Below are 25303 nucleotides of genomic sequence, written 5' to 3' on the forward strand. Positions count from 1 at the left end.
GCGACCGCCGGATCAGTCGCCGTCCGCCCCGACGGCGACCCGGTCGGCGAAGCGCGCACGACGCGCCTCGCGACGGGCGGCGTAACGCTCCTTGCGGTTGGCGACCCGGGCCGCCCCCCGGCGTTCCCCGGCACACGAGCGCACCGTGCAGCCCGAGCAGCAGGTGTGGCCGAACAGCAGCAGGCCGGGGTGCGCCCACCGGCACCGGGTGTCCGGCTCCTCGCCCGTCGGGCGCGGCGGCAGGTCGCACTCCCCGTGGCGGTGGTCGTGGACCGGCCGGGGGTCATGCTCGGCGGAGCGCACCCACAACGGCTTGGTCCGGTCCGTACGCGACATCTCGTTCCTCTCGGAACCGCCGCCCGGGCTCCCGGACTCTCCGGGCGGGCGGCCGGATTCGCCAACGCATGGCGACACACTCCTCGTCGATAGGCGACAGATCCGATCGGCGGCGGCACCCGGCGGTCCGACGGACCGTCGCCGTCGAGACCGCGACCCGGGTTGCCGCGCCTGTGCCTATTCTGGTCCCTCGCGTACGAACTCGGGAGGACCGAGTCGGTTCCGCCGCACAGAGGTGACCCCCACGTGACGACCCACCCCCGCCGCAGCCTGGGCCGGGTACTCGAGGACTTCGGCCCCACCCTCCTCGACCTGATCCACGGCGACGCGGACACCGCCGAGGAGATCGGCGGCGTGGTCATCCACGATCCGCACGACGAACCGCACTACCCGCCGCACGCCGTGGTGCTCGGCCCCGCCGTACACGGTCCCGCCGAGATCGGCCGGCTGCTGCACACCCTCGGCGGCCACGACGCCGCCGCGCTGATCGTCCGCGGACCCGTCGAGCCCGACCCGGACGTGGCGAGCATCGCCGCCCGGACCGGGGTGGCGCTGTTTGCCCTGACCCGGGGCGCCTCCTGGGCCCAACTCGCGGCCATGTTGCGCACGTTGCTCACCGAAGGCGACATCGGTGACGCCGGGACGCAGACCCTGGGCGGGGTGCCCTCGGGCGACCTGTTCGCCCTCGCCAACGCCGTGGCCACCCTCCTCGACGCACCGATCACCATCGAGGACCGGCGCTCGCACATCCTCGCCTTCTCCGGCCGACAGGACGAGGCCGACCCCTCCCGGGTGGCCACCATCCTGGCCCGCCGCGTCCCCGACGCATACCTGCGCATCCTCGAAGGCCGCGGCGTCTTCAAGGAGTTGTACCGCAGCCGGGAGCCGGTGTTCATCGCCCCCGCGACCCTCGACGAGGGCGAGACGGCGCTTGCGCGCGTGGCGATCGTGGTCCGGGCCGGCGACGAGATCCTCGGCTCGATCTGGGCCGCCGTGGCACAACCGCTCAGCCCGGAACGCACCGAGGCCTTCCGCGAGGCGTCGAAGCTGGTGGCGCTCCACCTGCTGCGCCACCGGGCCGGCGCCGACGCCGAGCACCGGCTGCGTGCGGACCTGGTCACCACCGTGCTGGAGGGTGGCCCCGGTACGGCCGACGCGCTCGCCCGGCTGGGCCTGGTGCGCGAGCCCACGGTGGTCCTCGCCCTGGGCCTGGCCCCGGCGCCCGGTGCGGACCACACCCAACTCACCGCCGAACACCAACGGTTGACCGCGGCGTTCGCGATCCACCTCAACGCCGTGCAACCGCGCTCGGCCGTCGCCCTCCTCGGCGACATCGCCTACGCCGTCCTGCCCGCGCCGGGCGACCCGACCGCAGGCTGCGAGCGCGCGGTACAGATCGCCACGAACTTCCTGGAACGTACCGGCGATCGGGTCAAGGCGCTGATCGGCATCGGCTCGATCGCGCACGAACCCGCCGCGCTGCGCCGCTCGCGGACGAACGCGGACCGCGCGCTGCGCGTACTGTCGAGCGGCCAGGCGAATCGACGGGTCGCCGCGATCGCCGACGTCTACATCGACGCCCTGCTCCTGGAGATCCGCGACCTCGCCGCGGCCAACGGCGACGAATTCGCCGGACCGCTCGCCCGCCTGGTCGCCTACGACACCAAGCACAACACCAACCTGGTCGAGACGCTGCGGGCCTGGCTGGACGCCTTCGGCGACGTAGCCTCCGCGTCGGCGAGCATGTTCGTGCACGCCAACACGTTCCGCTACCGGATGCGGCGGATGGCCGAGGTCGGCCGGATCGACCTCCAGGACCCGGCGGCGCGGTTCGCGATCACGTTGCAACTGCGGTTGATGAACCCCCAGTCCGGCGCGCCGACCCGGGATGCGCCGAGCGCGGAACCCGGCGCGACCCGGTCCGCGCCGTAGGGCGTGTCCTCGAGCCACCGTCGCGAACCTCGTCGGACCGACCGGCGATTTCACCGCCGAATGTCGCGCCTAATGGGAGATACTGGGCAAATCGACCCGACGGTCCCGGAAGGATCCAAGCGTGGCGGAAGACGGTCCCGGTGCCCCCGCCTTCGAGCTGCCCGCGGAGTGGACGGGGCCACTCGCACACGCCGTCTTCCACCAGGAGGCGGTACTGCTCGCGGCCGTGGACCCCGACCTGCGGGTCATCGCCACCAACGCGACCGCCGAACACTTCCCGCGCACCCCGATCGACCGAGGCGACGACCTGGCCGCCGTCTTCACCGGCCTCGGCCTCGACCACCTGGTGCCCGCCCTCGGCCGCGCACTGTCCCCGACGCAACCCCCACTGCGCAGATGGCCCCTGGTCCCCGCCCGCGCCGCCGACGGCACCCTGCTACACCTCACCCTCGGCATCCTGCGCGTCGAACCCCGCACCGGACCCGCCCTCGGCCTGCTCGTCACCGTGACCGACACCACCGAACTGGTCCGCGCCGAATCCCGCTTCGAGGTCGTCCGCGAAGCCGCCGAGACCATCGGCGCCTCCCTCGACGTCGCCGAGACCGCACAACAACTCGCCGACCTGCTCGCCCCACGACTGGCCGACCTGGTCGCCGTACACCTCGCCGAGGCGGTCCTGGCCGGCGACGAACCCGCGACCGACCCCGCCACCGGCTACACCCCCGACATCCGCGCCGGAGTCGCCCACACCGGCGACGCCTGGCCCGAGGCACTGATCCAGGTCGGCGAACGGCCGCCCGTCCCACCCGACCTCCCCTCGGTCCGGGCCATGGAGACCGGCGCCACCCTGCTGATCCCCCACCTCGACCCGCTCCCCGCCGACGCCACCGTGCCGGAAAACGCGCACAGCCTGCTGGCCGTACCGCTGTTCGCGCGCGGCCACGTACTCGGCAGCGTGCAACTGTGGCGCACCGAGCGGCCCGACCCCTTCGACGAGAACGACGCCCGCCTGGTCGAGGAGATCGTCTCGCGCGCCGCACTGAGCGTGGACAACGCCCGCCGCTACACCCGCGAACGTAAGGTCGCACTCGCCCTGCAACACAGCCTGCTCCCCGAGGCCGGCAACGACGAACCCGCCGCCGAGACCTTCGCGGCCTACCTGCCGACGGCCTCCTCGGCCGGCATCGGCGGCGACTGGTACGACCTGATCCCGCTGTCCTCGCTCCGCCTGGCCTTCGTCGTCGGCGACGTCACCGGCCACGGCCTCCAGGCCAGCGCGACGATGGGCCGACTGCGCACCGCCGTCCAAGCCCTCGCCGACATGGACCTGCCGCCGGACGAACTGCTGACCCACGTGGACGACCTGGTCCAACGTTTCCCCAACCGCTCCGGCGGCACCGCCGCCGCGATCGGCGCGACCTGCCTGTACGCCGAATACGACCCGGTCACCGGCCGCTGCCGAATGGCCTCCGCCGGGCACCCGCCGCCCGCCGTGGTCGGACCCGACGGACACGCCCGGTTCGTCGAACTGGAGGCCGGACCACCCCTCGGGGTCGGCGGCATGCCCTTCGAGATCGCCGAGGTCGACCTCGCGCCCGGCAGCGTCCTGCTCCTCTACAGCGACGGCCTGGTCGCCGGACCCGACCACGACCTCGAAGCCGGCCTGCGACACCTCCTCGCCCGCCTCGAACAGACCGACACCGCACACCGCGACCTGGACAAGATCGGCCGCGAACTGCTCGACACCGCCACGACCGGACCGCGCGACGACGACACCACACTCCTCCTGGCCCGGGTCCGCCCACTGCCCGAGCAGGACAGCGTGCGCTGGGAGTTGCCCGCCGACCCGGCACACGTGGCCCACGCCCGCGAACTCAGCAGCGGGCAACTCGCCGCCTGGGGCCTGGAACACCTCGTGTTCACCACCGAACTCATCGTCAGCGAACTGGTCACCAACGCCATCCGCTACGGCGAACACGGCCCCGTCACGGTGCGCCTGATCCGCGGCCCGGACGTGCTGATCTGCGAGGTCTCCGACCCCGGCAACACCCAACCCCGGCTACGCCGCGCCCGCACCACCGACGAAGGCGGCCGGGGCCTGTTCCTGGTCGCCCAACTCACCCGACGCTGGGGAAGCCGGTACGAACACAGCGGCAAGACGATCTGGGCCGAACAGGAGACCTCCCCGGACCCGGACGCCTGGGACCTGGGGTAACCGTGCCGCCCGCACCGGGTGATCCGCACCCGCGGATCAGGTCGAAGGCCTCGCGGCGACGACGTGCCGCACGGGGTGCTTGCTCAGGATGGACACCCGATTGAAGGCATTCATCGCGATCGCCACCCAGATCACCGCCGAAATCTCGGCCTCCGACAACACCGCCCGCGCCCCCGCGTACGCGCGCTCCTGCGCACCCGCATCCGCCGGATGTGTGGTGGCCTCGGCCAGCGCGAGCGCCGACCGCTCCCGGGCGGTGAACAACTCGGTGTCCCGCCACGCGGGCAACACGCCCAGCCGCTGCGCCGTCTCGCCCGCGTGCAGGGCGGCCCGAGTGTGCAGGTCCAGGCAGAACGCGCAGCCGTTGAGCTGGGACACCCGGATGTCGATCAACTCGACCAGCGCCCGCTCCAGACCCGCATCGGCGGCCACCTCCCGAACGGCCTCGCCGGTCGCGAGCAACGCCTTGTACGCGTCGGGGCTTTGCTTGTCGATGTAGACGCGTTTGCCGGTCGCCGCCACTGCCGCCGCCTGTGTCACGTGAACTCCCTCGTCGTGCGCGCGCTCTGCGCGCACGTCCTATCATCACCGGCGGTCCGGGCGGGTGGCCGCCGGGGGCGTCCCGGCGGAGTCCCGGCGGCGGCCCTCAGGTGCGTTTGAAGAACTCGATCTCGCCGAGCGCGATGGGCTGTTCCCCGACCGGACCGGCCGCCGCGCGGATGATCAGCCGGACCGAGAGCACGTCACTGATACCCATCCGGAAGGTTTGTGGGCCCGGTTTGTCGGCGAAGGTCAAGGTTCGGGTGTCCACCCGGCCGGTCGACGAGGTGATCTGCAGATCGGCCAGGGTGGGACGGGCGCCGCGGTTGAACTCCTGCGGCTCGGTCGAGACGCCGGTGTGTACGACGACCCCCACCAGACGAAACGGGGTGGCGAATGTGCAGATCAGCGAATCCCCGATGGCGGGCGCACCCCAGTACACGTTGGTCAGGCCGTCGGTCGCCGCAGCCGCCGGATGTCCGGGGGCCTCGGCACTGGCGGTGACGTTCGCCGGGGTCACCTGGTTCGCGCTCCCGAGTTTGTCCTTCGTGTCCTCGAACAACGAGCGGGCCACCGGGACGAGCAGGAACGCCGCGAGCACCAGGGCCAGTACGACCAGCACCGCGACGATCCGCGCCGGCCACCGACCGGACCCGACACGCACCCGACGGCGAAACGGCCAGATGGTCCGCCACCACGGCAGCGGCGCCACCGATGCGGCCGGCCGCAGCCGGGCCGCACAGCGGCGACAGAACTGGCGCTCCGGCCGGTTCGGGGTGCCACACACGGGACACGGCGGGCCGTCCTGCGGGTTGTTCACCTCGACCGGTCGCACCACGGGCCGCGGCGCCACCGGTCTCGCGGGTCGGACCGGCATCACGGGGGCGATCTCCGGGGCGGGTGGGGGTACTTGGGGGGTCGGCGGTGGCGGTGGTGGTGCCGGTGCCTGCGGCGTGCGCGGGGGCATCGGGGGTACGGGCGGCGGTACCGGTGGCGGTGCCGACGGCGGCAGTGCCGGGTGCTCCGACCGCACCGGTTCCGCCTGCCGAGTCGCCGCCTCCCGGGCGGGCTCCGGCGGCGGGGCCACCGGCCGAGCCGGCGCCGCGCCCGCACCGCCTGCCGGGCCGGCCGGGCCCGTACTGCCTGACGCGCCTGCTGCGCCTGCGCCACTTGCTGGGCCCGCGCCGCCAACCGGGCCCGTACCGCCGGCAGTTCCCGTACCGCCTGCCGCGCCGGTCGGGCCCGCGCCGCCGGCCGCGCCCGCACCGCCCGCCGCGCCGGCCCCGCGCCCACCGCCCGCCCCGCTCGCACCGTCCGCCGCGCCCCCGGTCGCCGGCGTCGTCGGAGGAGGAGGCGTCGCCGGGGCCGGGGGCGTCGCCGGGGCCGGGGGCGTCCGTCCCGCCGGCCCCCCAGCCTCGCCGCCTCTCGGCGCCGGCGCCCCACCAGCTGCCTCCTGCGACCAGCCCAGATACGACCCGCAGTTCCCGCAGAAGTCGTCGTCCTCCGCGTTCGCGGCCCCGCACGCCGGACACGAGCGCATGGTCACCCCCCTCTCTCGTCGGGCGGTCCGGGCAGGATCTCGACCCGGCAGGTGAGGTGGACCGGACACGAGGACCGGACCACGTCGAGCACCCGTTCCTCGTCCACGTCCGGCGTGCGCACCGGCCAGACCCGGACGTACAGTTCGCCGGACGGCGCGGCCGGCAGCTCGGTGTTCGGCGCGGCCGACCACGTCGCACCGCCTCCGTCGGCGATGTCGGCGTGTACGCCACAGCACAACCACAGACGCTCGATCAGCCCACGTCGTGTGCCGCGGCGCCGGTGCAGGTCGATCGCCCGGGCCAGCACGACCCGGCGCAGCTCGTCGGGCCACCCGGCGGCGAACTCGATCCCCACCCAGGACGACAACCAGGGCAGGAAGTCCACCGGGGCGAGCGCCGGGTCGAAGTAGGCCGGCAGGTTGTCCAGCGTGGCGAACACCGGGGCAAGGACGGTGTCGAGACCTGCGGTGAACCGCTGGGCCAGGTCGTCGTCCGCGTACAGCGCGGGCAGCAGTTCGCCGATCGGGTGGCGGGTGGCAAGCCCCGGTACGGCGGCCCGGCTCATCCGGCACCGTCCCCGTCGCGCGCGGTGACCACCACCTGGTGCCGGTAGGAGAACACCAGCGCGTTGCGCGCCACCTCGATCCGCTCGACCGGTGCGCCGCGCCGCCCGGTGATCGGATCCGCCGGGAACAACCGCACCTCCTCGACCAGTCCGGCGCCCACCACCGCCTGCAATACGGCGAACACCTCCCCGTACTGCACGGGCCGCCCGAACGGCCACCCCGTGCCGTCGACCCCACCGCGCAGCGGATTCACCCGGCGGTACAGCGCGTCGAGCGCGTCCTCGCGCACCCGGTCCACCTCGCCGGCCGTCGTCGCGACCAGCCGGGCGACCACCGTGACGCCCTGATACGCCGGTGGTTCCACGACCAGCCGGGTGCCCACCAGGCGGCGCTCGTCCAGCCGCTCGGCGATCGCGGCCAGGACTCGATCGGAGGGGATCAACTGCTCGAAGCGCAGCCGATCCCCCTCGTCCGCCACCGCGTCCGGCACCACCAGGACCCGGACCGCGCCACCTTCGCCGGCCACCATCGGCAGGCACCGCACCCGCCGTACCGACGGCGCGGCCTGGCGCGCGATGATCTCGTAGTCCTCGGCGGTGACCGCCCGTTCCTGTACGCGCAGCACATTCGGCGCCCGCAGCTTGGCGTTGTCCACCGTCTCGCCGTCCACCCCGCCGTGCGCCGCCTCGCGGTTGTCCACGTCGGCCACGTACGGCACCGAACTGCGCAACACCCGGATCGTCCCGCGCGCGACGTTCCCGGCCGTGCCGCCACCGGTGCGGTAGCGCGGGACGCGCAGATGCGCGCCCTTGGCCGGTACCGCGCCGTAGTTGCGCATCGTCCCGTCCGGCTCCCGGACCGCCGGCGGGAAGGCGAACTCGCCGGAGGTGGCGTCGACGCGGACATGCCGGTCCACCGGCGAGGACGCGCCGAAGTGCTCCACTGCCGTCCAGGTCCGCCACCCCTCCGCCGACGACTCCTCGACCACCGGCGGCTCACCGTCGAGCAACAACGGCGCCCGGCTCACCACGAAGCGCTGCCCGGCGACCCCTTCGGAGACACCGAGCAGCACATCCGACACCGCCTCGGCGTGCTCGACCGTCGCGGTGGCACCGACGGTGAACACCTCCGCCTCGCGGATGGTCGGCGACTCGGCGTAGAACGGCTGCCCCGCCACCGGCGCGACCACCCGACAGCGCAACCACCCGGCCCGCGTACCGGCGACCACCGACGCGGTATGCCCGCCCGGCACGAACACGATCACCTCGCCGGGCCGGTTCAGCCCACCCGTACTGTCCGTGCCCACCTCGCAGTCCAACCACCGCGCCCCGTCCCACGCCTCCCACACCAGCGGTGGTTGCCGAGGATCCACCCCCACACCCTCCACCCGACTGTCCAGGCGCACCGCGACGATGCACCGAGGTACGGCGGTCGGCAGCCCGAACAACATCGCGTCCCCGGGGACCGGCCGAGCCTGGAAGCACGGGATGTCCGTACCGGCGGCGAGCAACGCGGTGCGATCGCTCTGACCCCCCGACATCGGCGCCGTCACCAGCCGGACCAACGCACTGGGCACGATCGGCAGATCCGCGACGGTCGAGAACACCACCGCCTCGCGCGTCTCGCTGCCGGCGGTGGCCACCTCGGTGCCCGCGCCCAGGAACACCGTCTCCGGTTGCGGTGCGGACAACCAGAAATCGACCTCGGCGGTCGCCGCGGCCGGCGGGAACAGGGTGATCCCGAGCAGGTCCAGGAACGCCGCGTAGTTCTTCTCCGGCACCCGATTCAGCCGATACAGCAGCTGGTCGATCATGTACGCGAACGTCTCGATCAGGGTGACCCCCGGATCCGACACGTTGTGGTCGGTCCACTCCGGCGCACGCTGCTGGACGTAGCGCTTGGCCTCGTCGACGAGTTGTTGGAAGCGCCGGTCGTCGAGATTGGGCGAGGGCAGTGCCATCAGCTCACTCCTGCGTCCCGGGAACCCGCCGCGGACGGGATCGTATAGAACGGGAAGACCAGGTTGCGTACATCGTTGGTGGCCCGCACCAGGTAGCGCACGTCGATGTAGAGCGTGCCCTCGTCGATCGAGTCCAGCGCGATCAGCACATCGGTCACCTCGATCCGCGGCTCCCAGCGCTCCAGCGCGACCCGCGTCTCGTGCGCGATCCGCCCGGCGGTGGCCCCGTCGCCCGTCGCGAAGACGTAGTCGTGGATCCCGCAGCCGAACTCCGGCCGCATCGGCCGCTCACCCGGCGCGGTGCCGAGTACCAGCCGGATCGCCTCCTCGATCTCCCGATCCCGCTCGACCATGCCGATCCCACCTGTCGGACCCACCCGCAACGGGAACCCCCAACCACGCCCGATGAAGCGCCCACTCACAGCAGCCCCCCGATCAGCACGTTCGGCGCGCCGAGCACGACCTTCGCACCACACGCGGTGTTGTCGCCCACCCGCGCCGCGGGCAGCCCGCCGATCAGCACCACGCCGGCCGCCACCGCGCCCGGGCTCGGCAGCACCACGTTGGCCGGCCCCAACTCCGGGTGCGCCGGGCACACATGCAGGCTTCCGGTGACCGCGGCCGGCCGGGCGCCGATCAACACGGTGGCGACGGCGACCGCGGCACCCGGTGGCGGGGTGCCCAGCAGGCCGCCGTGTTCGGTGGCGTCGCCGGTACGGGCTGCGGGAGGCATCGTCGCTGCTCCTTGACTCGATGGAAGGGGACAACTGCCTTGGCACTCCGGTCAGTTGATCCGGATCAGCCGGGCCTTCAACACGCCGAGCAGGCCGCCGTCGACGGTGACGTCCGTCGTCCCGCTGACGTTGACCGAACGGCCCTTGATGGTCACGTCACCGGTGCCCGCGTCGAGGGTGATCCCGGTGGGGGACAACGTCACGGAACTCGCCACACCGGCACCGGCCGCCTGGTACACCCGCAACTCGATCCGGTTCGCCCGCTCGTTCAACCGCACCTCCAACCGCCGATCACCACTGGCCAGCCGCACCCCGGACAAACCGCGCGCGGTATCCAGCAGTTCCAGCCGATGCCCCGAACGCGACACCAACGAACGGCGGTTGACCTTCCCGCTGGTCTTGTCGATCAGCGGCACATCGTGCGGCGAGGGCTGATCGACCCCGTTGTACAACCCGCCCAGCACGTACGGGCAGTCCAGCAGCCCCTGTTCGAACCCGACCAGCACCTCGTCGTTGACTTCGGGACCGAATACCCCACCACCACCGCGACCACCCCACTGCACGGTACGCACCCAATCGCTGACATAGGTGTCGTCCAACCACGGGAACTTCAGCCGCACCCAACCGCGTTGCGACCGGCCCTCCTCGCGCACGTCGGTGACGATGCCGATGGCCAGCCCCGGCATTCGCGGACCACGCGCCGGCGCATTGCCCCCGGCGGCGAGACCCGCGAGCGAACGATCCGAGGCCGCACTGACCACGACCGTCGTCCGGTAGCCGCCGTGCGGCTCCAGGACATGCTGGGCCGCGGTCGCCGTGTAGCGCCCGGAGAACGCGGGACCGACATTGCCCAGCGTCACCGGCTCCCCGGCGCGCAACTTGGGATTGCCCTCGGCGACCGCCTCGATCTCCCCGAAGCCCGAACTCACCGACGCCGCCGCCGCGCTCGCCACCGCCCTGGTCTCCGCCTGGGTGCGGTACGGGGTGTCCGCGATCGTCTTTCGGGTGGCCGCGCCGAACACCCGCCCGACCACCTGCGGACTCATCCCCGGCACCACCGTCCTGCTCGTCACGGACGGACTCCGGGCCACCAGTGGGGACTTGGTGGTGACATTCCAGCCGCGCACCTCGACCGTGCCCGCCGCGTCCGCCCCGGTCAACACGGCCCGCAGAGCCAGCAGATTACGACCGTATTCCAACACCACCGGACTACGATCGGCCGACGTGGACGGCGGCGGCGCCGACGCGGCGGGCTTGGCCGGGACGAACTCCAACTGTCCCTGGTCGTCCACTCGCACCAATGCGCCGCTCTCACCCGCGAGGTACTGCAGAAACTCCCAGTCCGAGACATTGGCCTGGGTCAACTGCCGGTATGTGATCGAGGGTGCCTCGATCCGCCCGCAGGTCAACCCGGCCCCGGCGGCCACCTTGCGCACGATGTCCGCCGTCCGCATGTTGCGGAACGCCACCACCCGCCGCCCGCGTTGCAGGCGATGTGCCTTCGAATACGCGCGCAACACGGTGAAGGAACCCGTCGTGTCGGTGTCCAACTCGACGGCGGTCACCTCGCCGGTGAACAACCGCTCGCGGGTATGCCCGCGTACCGTCACCACCGAGATCTTCAGCGGCGTGCCGATGCCGATCCCGGTCGCGGTGAGCAACTCGTGATTCGGATCGCGGTAGGTCAACACCGCACTGTCCGGCAGATTGACACTCTCGTCGACCACACAACCCACCAACTGCGCCACCCACGCGGGCGGCAACTCGCCCGGCGCCTCCACGATCGGATCGGCCGCGAACGACCGGCCCCCGCCGTCGTAGCCGCTCATCCGACCTCCCCACGCGCCGACTCGCCCACGGCGGGCACGATCAGTTCCGTACCCGGAGCGAGCACCATCGGATCGTCGATGTCGTTGGCCTCCGCGATCGTGCGCCACGACGTGGCATCGCCGTACTCACGCCAGGCGAGCAGCGCCAGACTGTCCCCGGCCACCACCCGATGGGTTCGGCGCGCCTCGCGCGAACCCGAGGTGGGATTCTGCCCGGCCGGTTCGGCACCGGCCTCCTCGATGGACAACGAGCAGGTGGCCCGCAACGGCTTGCCGTCGACGTCGAACAGCGTGTACGACACCGCAAAATTGGACAACACCCCGTCGAACGACGTGGTCTTCGCCGTACCCCAGTCGAACCGCACCCACGGACTCGCGGGCCGCTTGGCCGCCAGACTGCTCGGCGTCGGCACACAGGCCAACATCAGCTGCTCCACCGCCTTCTCCACCGAATCGTCGTGGTTGGCCGTCCCGTCCAGGAACACCTCCAGGGACAACGAACGCGGCCCGCTGCCGACGAACTCCGGCAGCGCGGACTGCTCGGCCATCCGGGACGGGGTGCGCCGCCACTCGGTGCTCTTGGTCAGGGACAGCCGGGCGGGATTGAACTGCAACGTGACCTGGGCGATCCGGCCGCCCGGCCGGGCACCGACCGACGCCGGCGGCTCCATGATGGTCAGCTGGGCGCGGGCCCGGCTGGTACGGGCGACGGATGACACGGGTTCCCTCCCTCCGGGGTGTTCGTTGTCGAGTGGGTCGGGATGTCGCCGGCGCTCAGGACGGGAGCAGGCCCGCGTGGGCGATCTCCAACGTCTCGACGGCCGCCTCCGAGTTGGCCGGATCGAAGGACGGCCCCTGCCAGCGGACCGGCACGATGCCCTGCACCTGCCAGCCGATGATGCGACCCAGATCCGGCCGCAGGGCGACGATCTCGCCGTCCTTGGGCTCCACCCGCTGGATGATCTCGTTGAGCCAGCGGGCGATCTTGCTCGTGTCGGCGGTGACCGGTCGGGTCAGCGTGATGTTGGTCCAGGTGATCCGGCCGGGCAACTGCCACGCGAAGCCGTTGTTGCCGCCCTCGGCGTACTGCTCCAGCTCCACCTCGGCGCCCAGACCCGAGCAGGTATGGAACGCCCCCAGGTCGTTGCCGCCGATGACGAGCTTGAAGAACACGCTGGTCGCGAAGATGTTGGTGGTCGTCATCCGTTGCTCTCCATTGCCTTTCCGCTCGCTTTCCTTGCGGGCCCACGGTCAGCGTCGGCCGTCGTAGGGGCGGCCGGCGCGCTCCCGGCCCCGGCGCAGATCGGCACGCAGCAGTCGACTCACCGGGTCGAGCAGCCGCCTGGCCAGATCCTCGATGTCGAGTTCGGGGGGCGGGGTCGGCGCGTGGGGGGTCGCGGGTTGCGCGGCGGACTTGGTGCTGTTCGGGGCGGGCTTGGCCGGCGCGGCCGGGGGTTGGGCGGGGGATGGGGTTGGCGGGGTGTTGGTGGGGCCGAGGGTGGCGGCTCGCCGTTGCACGGGTGTGGGGGTGGTTGGCGGTGGCGGTGGGGGTGGGGTGTTGGGGGAGGGGGCGCGTTGGGTGACGCGGACCGGTAGGTGTCGGGGCTCGGTGATCGGGGGTGCCGATGGGCCGGCCGCGAGTGGCGGGGCGACGTCGCGGGCTATCGGCATGGGGGAGCGTTGGATCGAGGCGGCGGGGGCCGCCGGGGGTGTGGAGGCTGGTGGGTGGGGGCGGACGACGGGGACGGGGGTGTGGGCTGCCGGCGTGCGGGGGCGCGGCGAACTCATCTTGGTCGTGGCCGTGTTGGTGGCGCGTTGGACCGGGCGAGGTGGCGTTGCCGGGCCGGTGGTTGTCGTGCGCTGGGGGCTGGTGGTGGCCGATGCGCTCTTGGTCGATGGCATGGCGGGCGTCCGTGGCGTCAGGCTTCGGCGCAGGGGGGCTGCGCTGGGAATTGCCTTCGTGGCCTCGTCGTTTTGTCGCGGCTCCGGTGTCGGTTCGACGGCGGTACGTACGCTGTCGGCGTCGCGCCGCCACACGACCGGTACCACGGGCCGGGCCGAATCGGGAGCCGGGAGTGGGGCCGAAAAGCCTTCGCCTGAACCGGTGTTGATGCTCAGGGGGCGGCCGGCCAGCAGTGACCGGGAGCGCTGGATGGCGACCGGCGAGGTGGATCGGTGCGGCGAGGGGATCCGGCGGGCGACCGCCGTGGCGAGTCGTGGCGGGGCGGATGAAGCCGTGAGGTTGCCTCCGGCCGACGCGTCCGGGCCTGTTGGTCCGATCGACGCGGTGCGCCGGCCGGTCGGGGACGACGGGGTGGCGGTTGCGCGTACGACGGGCATCGGGGGTGGCGCGCTCGCCTGGGTCGGTGCCGATTTCGGTACGGCAGCTCGTGCTTGCTCCGCCGCCACCGGGCCCTGGACGGGGCGGTCGGTGCCCGGGAGCGGAGTGGGCCCGGGGATGGCCGAGGCCGGAAGTGCGGGGAGCGGAGCGCCGATTCCCTTGCGGATCCGGGGCCGGGGCCGGGGTACGTCCCCCCGGCCGTCCGTGTGGGCAGGTGAGGCGGGCATCGGCGGCGGCCCCGATGCTACTGCCTCCGGTCTTGGTGGCAACTGACGGGAATGCTGCATCGGCGACGGGGCCTCGGGGGACACCTGGCGCTGCACGACGGGCATCACGGTCCCGTTCGAACCGGGACCGATCGGTGCCACCGTGGGATGCAACGGCGAGGCATCAGCGGGCAGTTCGCGTAGTGGTTCGCCCAGGGCCGGTCGTACCGTCTCGGGTCGTTGCGCCGTGTCGCGCTCCGGTGGGCGGGGCGCGCGATGCCTGTTGTCGGCGCTTCCGGGTGTGGCCGGTCCACCGTCCGGAGTCCCCGAAGGGCTCGTTGCCGCCTCGGCCACAGGGGTGTTGCCTGCCGGCGCCGGCACAGCCGCCAATCGCCGCAGGACCATCGTGGGTCGCCGCGCGACGACCAGCGTCGGCCGAACCCGATGCGGACGTACGGCGGCGAGTTGTGTGCCCGGCGGGTCCGCGTCCGCCGCCCCGATCGTCGTCGGTGGCGTCACCGCGTCGCCGAGAAGCCGCTGCACCGGTGGCGGTTCGGTGCCGAGGACAGCCGCGCCGGCGGCCCCCGTCGGGTCCGTGTCGGTGCGGGGTTGCCTGGGAGATTGCCCAGCGGGCCCAGCGGGCCCATCCGATCCGCGCGGGGCCCCGGCATGCGATCCCGGCACACCCATGCCGGTTCGGGGCCGAACAGGCCCATCGGCGCCTCCACCCGACCGCGTCGAAGTCCCAGCACCCGACCCCGGCGCGTCCCGACGGATCTGTCGCTGCACCGGCGATCCAGTGCCGGGCCCGGTCGTTCCGGTCGCCCCTCGCGAGGCTCCACCGGCCGATCCCCGCGCGCCTGTGACCGGCTCGCGCCGCACGGGCGTTCCCGGGCCGTGCCGTGCCGTGCCGGTCGTCCCATCCGATCCCCGCGAGCCTTTTGGCGTGCCCGTAGTGGTCCGGCGCTGCACCGGCATCCCGGCCCCGGGCCCGCCCGCGCCGGTTGCCCCACTCGACCCTGGCGACGCCATGGGCGCGTCCGTACTGGTAGCGCGCCGTACGGGCATTCCGGTCCCGGGCGCGGCCGAACCGGCAGTCCCACCCGACCCTCGCGAGACCGTCGGCGTGTCCGTATCCGGCCTGCGCTGTAGGGGCGTTCCGGTCCCGGTCTCGGCCGAGTCCGTAGCCTCGCCCGACCCTCGCGAGGTTGGGGTGCCCGTAGCGGGCGTGCGTTGTACGGGCGTTCCGGACCCGGTCTCGGCCGAGTCCGTAGCCTCGCCCGACCCTCGCGAGATTGGGGTGCCCGTACCGGGCCTGCGCTGTAGGGGCGTTCCGGTCCCGGTCCCGGGCTCGGCCGTGCCGGTCGTCGGTGTGCCCGTACCGCTCCGGCGCCGCACCGGCGTTCCGGCCCCGGATCCGGCCGAGCCCGTCCTCCCACCCGAACCCGGTGCGCGCCTACCCGTCCTGCGCTGTACCGGCGATCCCGACCCGCGCGAGGTCGGGCCGCTCCGTGGTGGCGATCCCGCCCCGGACGCAGCCGTACGTGCTCCCGGCCCACCCGACCCCGCACCTCGCGTGTCCGTGTCGGCCCACCCCGGCTCCGCCTCCGGCCGGACCACCGGCAGCAGCAGCGGACCACCAGCCGACGTCGACCCGGTCGACTCCGTCGGCGCGGTCGGCCGGGCCACCCCGTGGAGCACGCCCACCGGCGCCGACGGCAATACCGCATGGCCCAATTCGCCGCCGAACGACGGGTTCTGCCACGCGGCGAGGCCCGAGCGGAAGCGCAACCCGTCGCTCACCGCGATCGACGAGCGGGCCACGGTCACCACCGGCGGGGCGACCCGCCGCCAGCCACCGTCCCAGTCGTCGGCACCGGACGCCTCGGCCCGCTCCGGGGACACGGAGGCCGAAGCCGAAGCCGAAGCCGGACCCGGGGCCGCCACCTCCGCGCGCAGCGCTGTGCGCGCTGTGCGCGCCGTGCGTGCTTTGCGCCGGAACAGGTCGCCGAACCCCACACGATCACCCGCCTTCGTTGACGCGGGTGTTGATCCGCGCGATCTCCCGTACCCACTCCCGGCGTTCGGCGTGGGTGAGGTCGAGAATGTGGTCCCGCTGCCAATGGAAGTGGTAGGCGACGTACGCGATCTCCTCCCGCAGCCGGGGAAGCGCGTACGTCACGATTCCCCCAGGCGCCCACCCGAGAGATCCACCTCGAACGAGCCGTGGCACAGCGGGCAGGTCACCGCCGCGTGCGTGTGCCCTTCGCTGTTGATCCGCCGATAGAAGTCCTGAAGGAAGGCCACATCCGTGGCATACATCCGCTCGACCACCCCCGCGTGTACGTCGGTGACGGTGCCCAGTCGGGTGATCACCTGGCTCAGCAGCACCACGCTCAGGTACGCCGGGTTCTCCTTCACCCGCAGGTCGATCTGCGGGCGCAACTCGTCCCGCGCGGTGGCCAGCCGCATCGAGCCGCGCCGGTGCAGGGTGCCCTCGTCGTCGACGTAGCCGCGCGGCAGCTCGAACTCGAACTCGGTCCGCAACTCCTGCCGTTGGGGCGCCGGCGGCGCCCCCGGCGCGCCCTCACCCACCCCGGGCGCGGCGGCGTCGAGAGCCTCGTCGAAGCCACCCGCCGTGACCGTTCTGCGCCTCACTCGACCACGATCTCTTCGAACGTGATGGTCACCGTTTCGGTGGCGGCGCTGGATTCGCCGGCCTTGAGCGACGGGCCCTCCCACTTGCTGGCCCAGCCCTGCATCAACTGGATGCGGCGGACCGTCTCGCCCTTGGAGTCCTTGATCTCGATGGTGAGGTTCTGTCGCGCGGTGTCGACGGCGCCCTTGTTCAGCGTCTCCTTGATCCACGTGGTGAATTCGCTGCTCTTGTCGAGACCGCGCGTGATCGTCACCTCGCCCGCCTGTCGGGCGCCCGGCTGCTTGCGGATGATCTGCTTGCCGTCCGAGGTCACCTGGCGGACCTCGACGACCTCCTCCTCGACGGTCATCCCGCTGATCTCCTGGATGGATTCGACGAGATAGCCGCCCAGTTGCACGCCGAAGACGTGGGTGGAAAGAGCGTCGCCCTCTGCCATGACTATGTGTCACCTTTTCCGGGTCGGACGGTTCGGACGGATCAGACGGTTCGGTCGGGTCGGGGTCGGGTCGGGATCCTGCGGGTCACTCGTCGACGAGGCTCGTGCTGTCGGAGAACTGGGCGAGCCGGAACACCACGAACTCGGCCGGTTTCACCGGCGCGACGCCGATCTCGCAGACCACCCGGCCGAGGTCGATCGACTCCTGCGGGTTGTTCTGCCGGTCGCACCTGACGTAGAACGCTTCCTCCGCCGTGCGGCCGAACAGCGCGCCCCGGCGCCACTCCTCGGTGAGGAACGCGGTGACGTTGCGCCGGATGCTCGACCACAACCGGTCGTCGTTCGGCTCGAACACCACCCACTGGGTGCCGAGCAGGATCGACTCCTCCAGGTAGTTGAACAACCTGCGGACGTTCAGGTAGCGCCAGGCCGGGTCCGAGGACAGGGTCCGCGCGCCCCAGATCCGGATGCCGCGCCCGGGGAAGGCCCGAATGCAGTTGACGCCGATCGGATTGAGCAGGTCCTGTTCGCCCTTGGCCAGTCGGATCTCCAGGTCCACCGCGCCGCGGATGACCTCGTTGGCCGGGGCCTTGTGCACCCCGCGTTCGCCGTCGCTGCGCGCCCACACGCCGGCGACGTGGCCGCTCGGCGGGACCAGCGTGTTTCGGCCGGTGGCCGGGTCGAAGACCTTGATCCAGGGGTAGTACACGGTGGCGTAGCGCGAGTCGAAGCCGGCGTCGTCGTTGCGCCAGGTGCGCACCCGCTGGGCGTTCAGCGCCGGCGGCGGGTCCAGGATCGCGACCCGGTCACCCATCTGCTCGCAGTGCGAAATCACCGCGAGCTGAACGGTCTTGACCCCCTCGGCGTCCAGGTCGCCGCGCCGATGCGCGCTCATCAGGTCGGGCACGGCGACCATGGTGATCTCGTCGATCGCCTCGAGGCCGGCGAATCCGGTCCGGGCCGCCGCGTCGCCGACGTACTCGGCCGCGTCCAGGCGCGCCACACCGGCCGCCGGAGCCGGCGCTGCGGCCAGTCGTACGGTCTGCCGCTCCGGGCGGGTCTGGGCGGCGCCCGGCTGTTCGGTGATCTCGACGAGGCGGGAGTCGCGTACCTGGTTGAGCAGGTAGCCCTTGACGTTTCGGCGAGTGGACGCCTCGTACGTCTCCACCACCGCGCCACCCTGCCGGACCAGCAGCCGGAACCGGTCCTCCGGCGGATTCTCGCCCTCCGCGTCGGCGACCTCGACGGAGACATCGGGGCCCGAGCCGGGCCGGGCCGCCACCAGGAATCCGCCGATCGCGGTGGGCACGGGGGCAGGCGCGATGGCCGCCGGCTCGGTGCCCTGGGCGGGGCCGCCGATCCGGACCACGTAGGCGGTGCCGCCGCCGTTGGCGAAGTAGCCGTAGACGGCGTGTGCCAGGTAGGTGTTCGCGGTGAAGCTGCCGAAGTTCTGTACGTACTGGTCCCAGTTCGTCACCAGGGTCGGCTGGTGAAAGGGGCCGGACTCGGCGAAGCCGACGAAGGCGGCGACCGCGGTGCCGACCCCCTCGATGGGCCGTGCTCCGGACTGCACCTCCTCCACGTACACACCCGGGGTGAGGTACGACGGCATGCTCGCTCCTTCGGCCGGCCAACTCGGTCACCGCCGAGTCTTGCCCTCGAGGTCGCGGTGGGCGTAGGTCCCAGGGTCCCGCGCCGGGGGCAACGAGACTGCCTTTCCGGGCACTTCGGCCGGCGCTCACCGTTCGTCGGTGAGCCAGGGCCCGAACTCGCTCGCCAGCACCAGCCGGCCGAGTTTGCGGTATTCGCGCAGGATCGCCGAGACCACCTGCGCCATCCCGAGCGGACGGCCGGTCTCCGCCGCCAGATAGGCCGAGGTCACCGCGCACGCCCGGATCGAACCTCCCGTCAGCTCGAACCGCCGGGCGCAGAAGTCCAGATCCAGGTCTCCCGCGCGGGGCAACTCCGCGCCCAGGCAGCGATCCCACAGGGCGAGCCGTTGCCGCGCGTCGGGCATCGGGAACTCGGCGACCACGTCCAGCCGTCGGGTGAACGCCTCGTCGAGATTGGCCCGCAGATTGGTGGTGAGCACCGCGATCCCGTCGAAGGACTCCATGCGCTGCAACAGGTAGGCCGATTCGACGTTGGCGTGCCGATCGTGCGCGTCCTTGACCTGGGAGCGTTTGCCGAAGATGGCGTCCGCCTCGTCGAAGAGCAGGACACCGTTCACCTCGGCGGCCTCGACGAAGATGCGTTCCAGGTTCTTCTCGGTTTCCCCGATGTACTTGTCCACGACCGTGGACAGGTCCACCACGTACAGCTCCATGCCGAGTGCGGCGGCGACCACCTCGGCCGACATGGTCTTCCCGGTCCCGGACTCGCCCGCGAACAGCGCGATCACCCCTCGGCCGCGACCGCCGCCCGGGCGCATCCGCCATTGCCCGAGCACCTGTTCGCGATGGCGGGCGCGCAGGGCCAGTTCGTCCAGTTGGCGGCGGGTCGCCTCGGGCAGTACCAGGTCGTCCCAGCCGACGGCGGGTTCGATGCGGCGCGCCAGGCGGGCCAGTCCGGCGCCGTTCTGCGCGCGGACCGCGGCGCGCAGGTCGGCCGCGCGGATCGTTCGTTGCTCCAGGGCGGCCATCCGGGCGGCCACGGCGGCGGCCTTGCGTACCTGATCCGCGGTCAGGCGGAACGAGGCCACCGCCTCGGCGAGTTCGGCGTCCGGCAGATCGGGCCGGTTGGAGGTGCCCACCGACCCGGTGGCTTCCGCGAGGGCCCGTCGCCACTGTTCGGCTCGGCGTGCGGGTGGGGGCGGGGCCACGGTGAACGACACCGGGCTCTCCCGCGACCACAGCGGGTCCCACCCCTTGGACCCGTGGATGATCAGCGGCGTACCGGCGGACGCCGCGCACAGGTCGCGCACCAGCCGGGCCCGCTCGGGCCGTTCCGGGCCCAGTGCCTCCAGCGGGCCGAGCCCGATGCCGGCGCCGCTCAGTCGGGCCTCCACGGCCAGGACGCGGGCGAGGTGGGCCGGTTCGGGATGGGCGATCAGCGCGACCGGGTCGACCACCAGGGGGCGCCGCCCGGCCGCGACGAGCGCCTCGACCGCCAGGCGGCCCGGATCGCCGCCCCGATCCAGGAGGAACACCAGCCCGTTCCCGGTACGTACGGCCCCGGCCACCCGCGCGGCCTGCTCCCGGTCGGCCTCCGGCTGCCCGCCACCAACCCGGACCAGGCCGAGCAGTCGGCCGTCGAGCTCGTCGTCGCCGAGGAGATGCGCGGTGACCCGATCGGGGACCCGCAACACCCGGGACAGCAGCGGCGCGTCGGCTTCGGCGAGCTCCAGGAGCCCGCCGCCGACCAGCGGCGCGGACGGCGCGAGGCGGAACCGGCCCGGCCCCGCGACCGGGAGCCCGCACAGTTCGAGGGCCAGGCCGATGGTCGGCCGGCGGCGGGTCAGATCGTCGTTGAGGTAGCCGTACAGTCGCTCGAACCGCGGGTCGACGTCCGGTGCCAGCGCCACCAGGAGCAACTCGAGGTCCAGCGGGCCGAGCGTGAAGTCCGCTGCCAAACGCCCGAGTCGGCCGTCCGTGGGCAGTGGCGCGGGCGAGTGGATGCCTTCGGTGGGGGTGGGGAAGAACGCGGACGGGCCGGCCAGGATGCGCTCTACCGACTCGGGCGTCAGATATTGCCCCCGGTAGGGGTCGTCCGGCTCCGGGTCGACGGCGTGGCGCGCGGCGACGGCGTGTTTGACGCGCTGTTCGACCCGGGCCAGCCGCTCCCACAGGTCCCGGAGCCCGGCCTCGGTGGCCTCGGCGGCCTTGGCGGGATCGGCGGGATCGGCGGCATCGGGTCGGGTCCGGACGCCATGCGTCATCGTTTGTTCCCGCTGCTTCCGCTGCTTCCGCTGCTTCCGCTGCTTCCGTTGCCTCCGGGGTCCTCGCCGATTCCGCCACGGCGTCGGCGGGCGGCCGGCAGTCGACGTTCGCGTTCGGCGGTGAAGCCCTCGGGGCCGGGGTCACCCACACCCTGGTAGCGCAGCCGCCGCCCGGGTCCCGGATCGGCGTGCGCTTGCGCGGGTGCGCCGCGTACCAGCAGGCCCTCGGTGACCGGAGGCCCGGCGCCGGTTCGTTCGCCGGCCAGCGGCGCCAGTACCCGCAGGTCGATCGAGGCCTTCAGCTGGCCGCCGAGGGCCGACCACAGGTCCGAGGCCGACGGCCCGCCTGTGCTTCGGAGCGCCGCGTCGAGCCCGATGGCGAGGTCGAGTTCGGCCAGCGAGCCGGTGTGGAGTCGGGCGGGTAGTACATCGGAGCGGATCAGACAGCGGAGCACCTCGGAGAGCAGGCGGTGTTCGTCCTGTGGGCGGTTGGTCCAGGCGGTGACCAGGTAGGTCAGCTCGAACCAGCGCGGCGGGGTCCGCCACCCGATCACCACACCGTCCGCGTCGTGCTCCTCGATCGCCCCGGTCTGGCGTCGGGCGACGTCCTCGTGGATGTCGTACAGGAACACGCTGATCGTCGGGGCGTTGCGCCGCGCCGCCCAGTCCGTGGTGGGCGCGTCGAAGACCAGCTCCACACCGTTCTCCCGCAGGCCCGCCTCGACCAGCAACAGCCTCAGCCCCTCGTCGACTTCGTGGATCACCGACGCTCCACCTCGTCCGGCGGCCCGATGCTGCCGGTGACCACGAGGAATGGCGTGGTGACCGGGGAGAAGCCGGGCCCGCGCGCGGTGATCGTGCGCGGGCCGGTCGAGTCCTTGGCCAGGATGAGCAATTGGGCGATGAACGTACGGTCCGAGCGGGGGATCGTGGGGGTGGCGGCCGCGGTGATCCCGGGCGTCCAGGTCAGCGTCACCGGCGCGCCGGGCGGGAAGTCCAGGCCCCGGACGGAGGTGACGAATCCCGGCTTGCCGATGTCGGGTACCGCGACGATGCGCGGCTGGAGGATGTCCAGCGGGGTACCCGCGGCGTTGTCGCCGGGGTCGGCGTCGGTGCCGGTCGTGGTCAGCAGCGCGTCGATCCTGGTGTGCAGGGCCCGGTCCGGGGCCAGCACCACGCGGACCACCTCGGACGTGCCCGGGGTCAGGTCGCCCAGCGCGCAGACCCCGCCCTGGCAGCCGGCCGGCAGCGGACCGGCCGGGATCTCGGCGGGCAGTCCGAGTTGCAGGCGCAGCCCGGTGGCCAGCGCGTTGCCTCGGTTGCGCACGGTGTAGGTGACCACGACCCGGCCGCCGACGAAGCCCGGGTTGGGCTGCGCCGCGATGGCCAGGGCGGGACCGGCCGAGCGCGGGGTGGTCGGGGGCGGCGGGGGTGGTGGCGGTGGGGGCGCCGGCGAGGTGGGTGGCGCAGAGGTGGGTGGGGGCGTCGTGGGCGGCGGAGAGGTGGGCGGGGGTGTCTGTACGGTCCGGACCGGGACGACCGTACGGGCGGCGTTGTCCCCGGGGTTCGGGTCGACCACCGCGCCGGCGACGGACCAGCCGACTTCCTGCTCGCCCTCGGCCACTCCGGTCAGCCGCGCGGTCACCCGGACGCTCGCCCCGGGCGCCAGCACGCCCAGATCGCACTGCGGGGAGCCGTCGGGGCACGAACCGGCCGTCGGGGTGAGCCCGTCGAGCCGGAGCCCCGGCGGGACATCCGCGGTGAACCGGGTCCCGGGTGAGGCCGCCGGGCCGTGGTTGGTCACGGTGACCGTCACGGGTATCGAGGCGCCGACCTCGACCGGCGGGGCGATCGCCGGCGCGGTCAGCGTCAGGTCGACGGACTGCTGATAGCCCGGCTCCTTCTGCCGGCCGGGCAGATCGCGGGTGAGCGAGGTCAGGGCACCCGAGGTCAGGTCCAGCGTGGACAGGTCCTCGGGCGAGTTCGGCGCGAGTGCCCGGCGCGAACTGAGCAGGAGTTGGCTCGCGTCCGAGGACCAGGCGACATCGCGCGGCTGGAACGGTCCGGTGGTGGAGGTGTCCGGCAGCAGTCGACCGCAGGCCCCGGCGTCGTCGCGCAACCCGGCCGGCAGTACCACCCGGCAGTCGTCCCCGGTCGGCGAGGTGACCACCACGCCCGCCCGTTCGTTGACCCGCGCGCCGCCGTCCTTGCGGTTGAACGCGATCGAGCGGCCGTCGGGGGAGAATGCGGGACTGTCGTCGATCACCTCGCAGCCGGTGGGGCAGATCGCCGAACTCAGGTCCCGTTGCCGGTCCAACGCACCCACCGGCACGGTCCAGATGTGTTTGTTGCCGCCGTTGCCGTTGATCACCGCGGTACGGGTGAAGGCGATCGAGGTGCCGTCCGAGGACCAGGTCGGCTGCGCGTCGGCGCCGGTCGGTTGCCCGGGTGGCGGGTCGATCCGGGCCACGATCGCCCCGGTGGCCACGCTCGCCACCAGGATCCGGCCCGGCCCGGACTTCGTCCCGACACCCCCCGGAGAGGTCCGGGTGAACGCGAGCAGAGTGCCGTCCGGCGAGAAGGTGGGGTCGGTGTCCCAGTCGGCGGGACCACGTTCGGCCAGGGGCAGCACGGCCGGGTTGGTACCGTCCGCGTCGACCAACCAGATCCGTTCGATCCGCTGCTCCGCGGGGCCCTCGAACCGGGTGACCACGATCCGCCTGCCGTCCGGCGTGTAGTTCTGCCGTTCGGTCCAGGGATCGAAGCCCGGCCTCGGCACGAACAGCGGATCCACCGCCGGATTGGTGTTCGTGTCCGCCTCGGGGTCCTCCTTGAGGATGGTCACGCCCAGGTCGCGCGGGTCCGAGCCGTCGGGCCGGGCGTCCTGCAGGGTCGCCTCGTGCGACGCCGGCGCGCTGGTTCGGGTGACCACGACGCCTCCGCCCGCCGGGGAGCCGAGCCAGGTCGGCGAGTCGACGCCCCGGTTCTCCCGCAGCACCAACTGCGGGGCGGCGTCCGGGCGGAACTCGACCCGGTAGACGTTGGCGTAGGGGTCGCAACCACAGTTCTGATCGGGGCTGAGGAAGAGCAGCCCGCTCCCGTCCGGCAACCACGCGGCGGAGGTGGTCCGCCAACCGGCCGCGGCGCCGGCCAGCAACTGCCGATCGCCGCCGCGGCCGTCGGTGACCCACAGGCGCGGCCCGGTCGGCGCGCCGGTGTCCAGAGTGAACGCGACCAGGTCACGATGGGCGTCGTCGTTCACCGGATTCCAGGCCGGCTCGGTCGCATCGCCCGCCGGCGCGTGACTGATCCGGGTCTGCGGACCGCCGGCCACGGCCCGGGTGTAGATCTGCCGCCCCAGCGCGGGATCGGCGTCGCTCGCATAGGCGAGCCGGGAGCCGTCGGGGGAGAACGTCGGCGAGGCCTCGTCGGCCGCCGTGTCGGTGAGTCGGCGCAGCCCCGATCCGTCGATGCCGACCGACCACAATTCCCGCTGGATTTTCCCGCCGGGGCCGACCGGCTCCGCCGAGTCGAACACCACGGACCGCCCGTCCGGGGCCAGTTGGGGGTGCGCCGCGTCGCGCCCGGTGGTCAACCTGCGCACCCCGCCGCCCGCGTCGCGCACGTACACCTGCGGCCGGGGCTCGTCCCGCAGACTGGTGAAGACCAGCAACTCGCCGCGCGCGGACGAGTGTTGATCGAAATGTGCGGGCCCCGGGCCGAACAGTGGGACGCTGGACTCGGTGCTCGACACCCGGCCCATGCTGCGGTGTTCGGTACCGGCGAAGACGATCCGCCCGGTGCCCACCACAGCCGCGCTCGGCGTGTCCCCGAGTGCCCGGGGCCGGCCCGGCGACCTGGCGTCGGAGACCCGGACCAGCAGTACGGACGCCGAACCCAGCAGCACGAGCGCGACCAACAGCGCCGCGATGCCGGTCGATCGGCCCGGCCGGCCACGCCCGGCGGCCGGGCGAACGGTGCCGATCACGCTCCACCTCACAGTCCGGGCCGGGACGGCCATCGGGCTCTCCACCGGCCAGCGTCACCGCCGCGCGCGGCGAAAGACAGGCCGGGAGTACCCGGGACGGGGGAAGTACCACTGCCCTTTCCGGGCGGCACCCGCCCCGGGAT

General features: G+C 72.8%; 20 protein-coding genes and 1 pseudogene. 2 read left to right on the forward strand and 19 right to left on the reverse strand.

All coding sequences use genetic code 11. The features are described 5' to 3' along the window. Positions 1–12: 12 nt before the first annotated feature. Positions 13–336, reverse strand: coding sequence for a hypothetical protein (locus ABIA38_RS17505; RefSeq protein ID WP_424639589.1), 324 nt, complete (start codon positions 334–336; stop codon positions 13–15). Between the two features lie 246 nt (positions 337–582). Between ABIA38_RS17505 and ABIA38_RS17510 the strand changes: the two genes are divergently transcribed. Both ABIA38_RS17510 and ABIA38_RS17515 read left to right on the forward strand, forming a co-directional pair. Next, positions 583–2268, forward strand: coding sequence for a PucR family transcriptional regulator (locus tag ABIA38_RS17510; RefSeq protein ID WP_424639590.1), 1686 nt, complete (start codon positions 583–585; stop codon positions 2266–2268). A gap of 121 nt (positions 2269–2389) precedes the next feature. Then, a complete protein-coding gene (locus ABIA38_RS17515) occupies positions 2390–4483 on the forward strand; it encodes a SpoIIE family protein phosphatase (RefSeq protein ID WP_424639592.1) in 2094 nt (697 codons plus the stop codon). A gap of 36 nt (positions 4484–4519) precedes the next feature. Here ABIA38_RS17515 and ABIA38_RS17520 read toward each other — a convergent pair whose 3' ends face one another. From ABIA38_RS17520 to ABIA38_RS17605, 18 genes and pseudogenes are all read right to left on the reverse strand, one after another. Next, entirely contained in the window at positions 4520–5023 is a 504-nt protein-coding gene (locus tag ABIA38_RS17520; protein ID WP_424639593.1) for a carboxymuconolactone decarboxylase family protein, read from the reverse strand. A 106-nt stretch (positions 5024–5129) separates the two neighbouring features. After that, positions 5130–5861, reverse strand: a complete 732-nt coding sequence (locus ABIA38_RS17525; protein ID WP_424639751.1) for a zinc ribbon domain-containing protein — start codon at positions 5859–5861, stop codon at positions 5130–5132. Between the two features lie 639 nt (positions 5862–6500). After that, positions 6501–6563: pseudogene (locus tag ABIA38_RS17530) on the reverse strand (zinc ribbon domain-containing protein); the annotation flags it as partial. A 2-nt stretch (positions 6564–6565) separates the two neighbouring features. Further along, on the reverse strand, positions 6566–7129 hold the full coding sequence (locus ABIA38_RS17535; protein WP_424639594.1) for a phage tail protein: 564 nt from the start codon (positions 7127–7129) through the stop codon (positions 6566–6568). Continuing rightward, positions 7126–9090, reverse strand: coding sequence for a putative baseplate assembly protein (locus ABIA38_RS17540; protein ID WP_424639595.1), 1965 nt, complete (start codon positions 9088–9090; stop codon positions 7126–7128). The genes ABIA38_RS17535 and ABIA38_RS17540 overlap by 4 nt, the downstream gene beginning before the upstream one ends. Then, complete coding sequence (locus ABIA38_RS17545) at positions 9090–9512, reverse strand: GPW/gp25 family protein (protein ID WP_424639596.1); 423 nt, start codon at positions 9510–9512, stop codon at positions 9090–9092. The genes ABIA38_RS17540 and ABIA38_RS17545 overlap by 1 nt, the downstream gene beginning before the upstream one ends. Beyond that, entirely contained in the window at positions 9509–9823 is a 315-nt protein-coding gene (locus ABIA38_RS17550) for a PAAR domain-containing protein (protein WP_424639597.1), read from the reverse strand. Before ABIA38_RS17550 ends, ABIA38_RS17545 begins: the two co-directional genes overlap by 4 nt. Before the next feature lie 51 nt (positions 9824–9874). Further along, positions 9875–11653 (reverse strand): VgrG-related protein, encoded by a 1779-nt coding sequence (locus ABIA38_RS17555; RefSeq protein WP_424639598.1) that lies wholly within the window; start codon positions 11651–11653, stop codon positions 9875–9877. After that, positions 11650–12324 carry a LysM peptidoglycan-binding domain-containing protein gene (locus ABIA38_RS17560; protein WP_424639752.1) on the reverse strand — a complete coding sequence of 225 codons (675 nt, stop codon included), beginning with the start codon at positions 12322–12324 and terminating at the stop codon, positions 11650–11652. The genes ABIA38_RS17555 and ABIA38_RS17560 overlap by 4 nt, the downstream gene beginning before the upstream one ends. A gap of 103 nt (positions 12325–12427) precedes the next feature. After that, positions 12428–12856 (reverse strand): phage tail protein, encoded by a 429-nt coding sequence (locus ABIA38_RS17565; RefSeq protein ID WP_424639599.1) that lies wholly within the window; start codon positions 12854–12856, stop codon positions 12428–12430. A 48-nt stretch (positions 12857–12904) separates the two neighbouring features. Then, positions 12905–13171 carry a hypothetical protein gene (locus tag ABIA38_RS17570; protein ID WP_424639600.1) on the reverse strand — a complete coding sequence of 89 codons (267 nt, stop codon included), beginning with the start codon at positions 13169–13171 and terminating at the stop codon, positions 12905–12907. A 3052-nt stretch (positions 13172–16223) separates the two neighbouring features. Continuing rightward, positions 16224–16382 (reverse strand): DUF6760 family protein, encoded by a 159-nt coding sequence (locus ABIA38_RS17575; RefSeq protein ID WP_424639601.1) that lies wholly within the window; start codon positions 16380–16382, stop codon positions 16224–16226. Continuing rightward, the gene (locus ABIA38_RS17580) at positions 16379–16858 is read right to left on the reverse strand and encodes a hypothetical protein (RefSeq protein WP_424639602.1); all 480 of its coding nucleotides are present in this window, start codon (positions 16856–16858) and stop codon (positions 16379–16381) included. The genes ABIA38_RS17575 and ABIA38_RS17580 overlap by 4 nt, the downstream gene beginning before the upstream one ends. Then, positions 16855–17295, reverse strand: coding sequence for a phage tail protein (locus ABIA38_RS17585; protein ID WP_424639603.1), 441 nt, complete (start codon positions 17293–17295; stop codon positions 16855–16857). Before ABIA38_RS17585 ends, ABIA38_RS17580 begins: the two co-directional genes overlap by 4 nt. 85 nt (positions 17296–17380) lie before the next feature. Beyond that, on the reverse strand, positions 17381–18907 hold the full coding sequence (locus ABIA38_RS17590; protein ID WP_424639604.1) for a phage tail sheath family protein: 1527 nt from the start codon (positions 18905–18907) through the stop codon (positions 17381–17383). Between the two features lie 126 nt (positions 18908–19033). Further along, positions 19034–21172, reverse strand: a complete 2139-nt coding sequence (locus ABIA38_RS17595; RefSeq protein ID WP_424639605.1) for an ATP-binding protein — start codon at positions 21170–21172, stop codon at positions 19034–19036. Continuing rightward, a complete protein-coding gene (locus ABIA38_RS17600) occupies positions 21169–21936 on the reverse strand; it encodes a DUF4255 domain-containing protein (RefSeq protein ID WP_424639606.1) in 768 nt (255 codons plus the stop codon). The genes ABIA38_RS17595 and ABIA38_RS17600 overlap by 4 nt, the downstream gene beginning before the upstream one ends. Beyond that, positions 21933–25160 (reverse strand): hypothetical protein, encoded by a 3228-nt coding sequence (locus ABIA38_RS17605; protein WP_424639607.1) that lies wholly within the window; start codon positions 25158–25160, stop codon positions 21933–21935. Before ABIA38_RS17605 ends, ABIA38_RS17600 begins: the two co-directional genes overlap by 4 nt. Positions 25161–25303 lie beyond the last annotated feature (143 nt).

It is taken from the genome of Embleya sp. AB8 (assembly GCF_049739465.1).
Lineage (GTDB): Bacteria > Actinomycetota > Actinomycetes > Streptomycetales > Streptomycetaceae > Embleya.